Consider the following 3,979-nt stretch of genomic DNA (forward strand, 5'->3'; position numbering starts at 1 on the left):
AGCCACGCCTCCGCGGGCGCGTGCGCGATCGGCCCGCTGCGGCCCCACAGGCCGCGCGGCGGCACCTGCACCAGCGGCACCAGCCACCGCACCCCCTGCCCGAGCGCGTGGGGGTCGTTCTCCGGCCACCGCTCGGCGAGCGCCCGCCCCAGCTCGGCGAACGTCATCGGCCGCTCCTCCAGCAGCGACCGGCCCACTTTGGCCAGCTCGCCGAGGTCCACGCCCGCCAGCCGCCCGCCGAACGTCGTCCGCGTCATCCGCTCCGTCACCACCTGCAGCAGCGGCCGCATCGCCAGGCAGTCGCGCGCGCTCACCAGGTGGATGGTCGAGCGCTGCAACGCGATCCGCACGATCTCCCTGGAGGCGAGCAGGTCGGCGGCGTCGGCCGCCCGGAAGCCCTCGATCCGGTTCCACAGGCCGGCGTACCAGGTGTGCGGGGTCTGCGCCTGCAGCCCGCCGAGGTGCTCGACGACGTCGAGCACGGGCCGGTCCGTGCGGCGGAGCAGCAGCTGCCTGTCGAGCGTGGCCCGGTTGAGTGCCCGGCGGCTGATGAGGGGATCCATGCCCCTACGGTAGGGGTGATCGCGGCAAGCCGGCTTCCGCGATGGCCTGCGGGATCGCCGCGCGGTGCGGGGCCCGGTGCGGGGCGCGGTGCGGGGCGCGGTCGCCCAGCAGGAAGCGCACCTCCGTCCGGGCCAGCGGCTCGCCGCACGTCAGGCAGCGCAGGTACGGCCGGAACGGCTCGCCGCAGGCGCGGTGGGTGATGCGCAGGTCGGTGCCCGGCGGCCCCGTGTACCACCGCTGCCCCCAGTCGACGACGAAGGCGAACACCCCGAAGAAGGCGAGCCCCTTGTCGGTCAGCAGGTAGCGGGGCCGCCCGCCGTCGCTCGCGCCGGCGGCGAAGACCCCCAGCTCGGTGAACCTCCGCAGCCGGTCGGACAGCACCGACGGCGCCATGCCGAGCTCGGACTGGAAGTCGGCGAAGCGCCGCACTCCCAGGAAGGCCGCCGCCAGCACGACCGTGCTCCAGCGGTCGCCGAGCAGCTCGAAGGTCTCCGGGAAGTAGGACAGCGGGTCCCTGGCCACGTCGTCGCGGACGGTCCTGCGGTGGTGGCGCGCCACCGCCACCTGGGCGAAGGTCGCCGAGCCACGGAAGGTCTCGGTGTCGCGGGCGGTGACCGGGGCGTGGAGGCAGGCCGCGCAGCCGAGCTCGACGTCGGTCTGCTCGCCGCAGCGGTCGTGCGTCAGCTCCGGCAGCCCCGTCCGCCTGGACACCCACCCGCGCTCCCAGGACCAGATCTCCACCAGCAGCGACCACAGCTCCGTCGCCCGCTCGGTCAGCAGGTATTCGGTACGGGTGCGGCCCTCCTCGCGGTAGGGGGAGGGGCGGAGGAGGTCCCCGGCGACCAGCTCCTTCAGCCGTCCGGCCAGCACCGACTCCGACATGCCCAGCTCGTCGCGCCAGTCGGCGAAGCGGCGGGTGTGCAGGAGGAACGCCCGCTGCAGCATCAGGAGGGTCCACTGGTCGCCTATCGCCAGCAGAGCCTGCCCGATCGCGCTGGGCCGCCTCTCTTGCGTCACCTGCCCGCCCTTCCGTCGCTTCTCAATGCCAGAGAGTCATGCTACTTTGACGCTGACTTCGCTTATAGAAGCAAGTTGGCCTCCCAGGAAAGGGCGTCCAGATGACCCAGCAGCCGCAGCCGACAGCGGTGGCCCGTCCGGTTCCCGGCGACGGCGAGGACGAGCCCAACCCCTACCTGATGGGCGTGTTCGCCGCCGTCCAGGACGAGCTGACCGCCGACGACCTGGAGGTGGTCGGAGAGCTCCCGGCCGACCTCAACGGGGTCTTCCTGCGCAACGGGCCCAACCGCCGGTACGAGGCCCCCGGCCGCTACCACATGTTCGACGGCGACGGCATGATCCACGCGATGCACTTCGAGAACGGCAGGGCCCGCTACCGCAACCGCTGGGTGCGCACCGCCGCGTTCCACGAGGAGTCGAAGGCGGGCGCGGCGCTGTGGACCGGCGTGATGGAGAACCCCTCGGGCAACCCGTTCGGCAACGGGCACGGCCTGGGCGTCAAGGACTCCGCCAACACCGACGTGATCTATCACGGTGGCAAGGTCCTGGCGACCTGGTACCTGTGCGGCACCCCGTACGCCATCGACCCGCTCTCCCTGGACACCCTCGGCGCGGAGACCTTCCTCGGCACCCTGAACGGCGACATGATGGCCCACCCCAAGGCCGACGAGGAGACCGGCGAGCTGATGTGGTTCGACTACGGGCCCGACGGCCCGCCGTACATGCGGTACGGCGTCGTCGGGACGCACGGCGCGATCACCCACGTGACCGACATCGAGCTGCCCGGTCCCAGGCTGCCGCACGACATGGCCATCACCCCCAACCACTCCGTCCTCATGGACCTGCCGCTGATCCAGGACCAGGAGGCGCGCGCCGCCGGCAAGTATCGGATCCTCTTCGACCGGTCGCTGCCCGCCAGGTTCGGCGTGATCCCGCGGCACGGCGCCGGCGACGCCGTCCGGTGGTTCGAGGCGAAACCGTGCTACATCTACCACGTCGTCAACTCCTGGGAGGAGGGCGACGAGATCGTCATGGACGTCTGCCGGGTGAAGAACCCGCAGCACCAGGCGACATACAAGTCGAAGATCGCGCAGATGCTCGCCTACCTGCGGCTGAACGCGCACATCTACCGCTACCGGTTCGACCTGCGCACCGGCCGCACCACCGAGGGCCCCCTGGACGACGACAACATCGAGTTCCCCAGCGTCGACTCGCGGATCATCGGCCGGCCACACCGCTACTCCTACAACATGCACCTCGCAACCCAGGAGACGCTGCTCTTCGACGGGCTGGTCCGGTTCGACTCGGCGACCGGGAAGAAGCAGGAGCACCTGTTCGGGCCGGGCCGCTGGGGCTCGGAGGCCCCCTTCGCGCCGCGCGACGGCTCCACCGGCGAGACCGACGGCTACCTCGTCAGCTTCGTCAACGACGAGCGGGAGGGGCGTGCCGAGGTCGCCGTATTCGACGCCGCCGACGTATCGGCCGGGCCGATCGGCCGGGTGCTGCTTCCCCGCCGCGTCCCCACGGGGTTCCACGCCACCTGGGTCCGCGCCGACCAGCTCCGGAGCTCCGGAGGCCATCGGTGAGCGGCGTCTACGTGCTGTCCACCCTGCGCACCCCGCGCGGGAAGGGCCGTCCGGGCGGCGGCCTCGCCGGGATCGCCCCGCTGGAGCTGGCGACCCTGCTGCTGGAGGGGGTACGCGACCGGTCCGGGATCCAGCCGCACCTGGTCGAGGACCTGATCATCGGATCGGCCACCCAGACCGGCGAGCAGGGTGGCGACCTGGCCCGCACCGCCGCAGTGCTGGCCGGGTGGGGCGAGTCCACCTCCGGGATGACCCTCAACAGGTTCTGCGCCTCGGGCGTGGACGCCGTCAACACCGCCGCCGCCCACATCGCCTTCGGCTCGGCCGGGCTGGTCGGCGCCGGGGGAGTGGAGTCGGTGTCCCGGGTGCCGATGTTCTCCGACCAGGCGCCGGTCTGGCGGGACGGCGAGGTGGTCGAACGGGTGGGCGCGGTGCCGATGGGCATCGCCGCCGACCTCGTCGCCACCCTGGAGGGCTTCGAGCGGGCCCAGCTCGACGCCTACGCCCTGCGCAGCCAGCTCCGCGCCGCGGCGGCCTGGGAACACGGCAGGTTCGCCCCCTCGCTGCTGCCCGTACGGCGCGGCGACCGGACCGGCCCCGGCACTGTCCTGGACCGCGACGAGAACGTCAGGCCGGGCACCACAGCCGGGAGCCTGGCCGCGCTTGAGCCGGCCTTCGCCGCGCTCGGCGCCGGGGGCCAGGACGACCTGGTGCGGCGCAGGCGGCCCGAGGTGGGCGAGATCCGCCACCTGCACACCGTGGGCACCTCGCCCGCGCTCGCCGATGGGGCCGGCATCGTCCTGCTCGGCGAC

4 protein-coding genes are annotated in these 3,979 nt (G+C 72.7%); 2 read left to right on the forward strand and 2 right to left on the reverse strand.

All coding sequences use genetic code 11. From position 1 onward, the window contains the following. Positions 1 to 563, reverse strand: a 563-nt coding sequence (locus DQW85_RS26385; RefSeq protein ID WP_162795395.1) for a DNA glycosylase AlkZ-like family protein, incomplete at its 3' end; no start/stop codon positions are given. Between the two features lie 4 nt (positions 564 to 567). Beyond that, positions 568 to 1,581 carry a winged helix-turn-helix transcriptional regulator gene (locus tag DQW85_RS26390; RefSeq protein WP_113702637.1) on the reverse strand — a complete coding sequence of 338 codons (1,014 nt, stop codon included), beginning with the start codon at positions 1,579 to 1,581 and terminating at the stop codon, positions 568 to 570. 101 nt (positions 1,582 to 1,682) lie between these two features. Between DQW85_RS26390 and DQW85_RS26395 the strand changes: the two genes are divergently transcribed. After that, positions 1,683 to 3,167, forward strand: coding sequence for a carotenoid oxygenase family protein (locus DQW85_RS26395; protein ID WP_113702638.1), 1,485 nt, complete (start codon positions 1,683 to 1,685; stop codon positions 3,165 to 3,167). Beyond that, positions 3,164 to 3,979: thiolase family protein (locus DQW85_RS26400; protein WP_113702639.1), on the forward strand; the 816-nt coding region annotated here is incomplete at its 3' end. The genes DQW85_RS26395 and DQW85_RS26400, both read left to right, overlap by 4 nt.

Origin of the sequence: Nonomuraea lactucae (genome assembly GCF_003313395.1) — a bacterium.
In the GTDB taxonomy this organism is placed as follows: domain Bacteria; phylum Actinomycetota; class Actinomycetes; order Streptosporangiales; family Streptosporangiaceae; genus Nonomuraea; species Nonomuraea lactucae.

Bases quoted from the DNA above. Each gene is read 5' to 3' on its own strand.
- DQW85_RS26395 (WP_113702638.1), top strand. From the start codon at position 1,683: ATGACCCAGCAGCCGCAGCCGACAGCGGTGGCCCGTCCGGTTCCCGGC.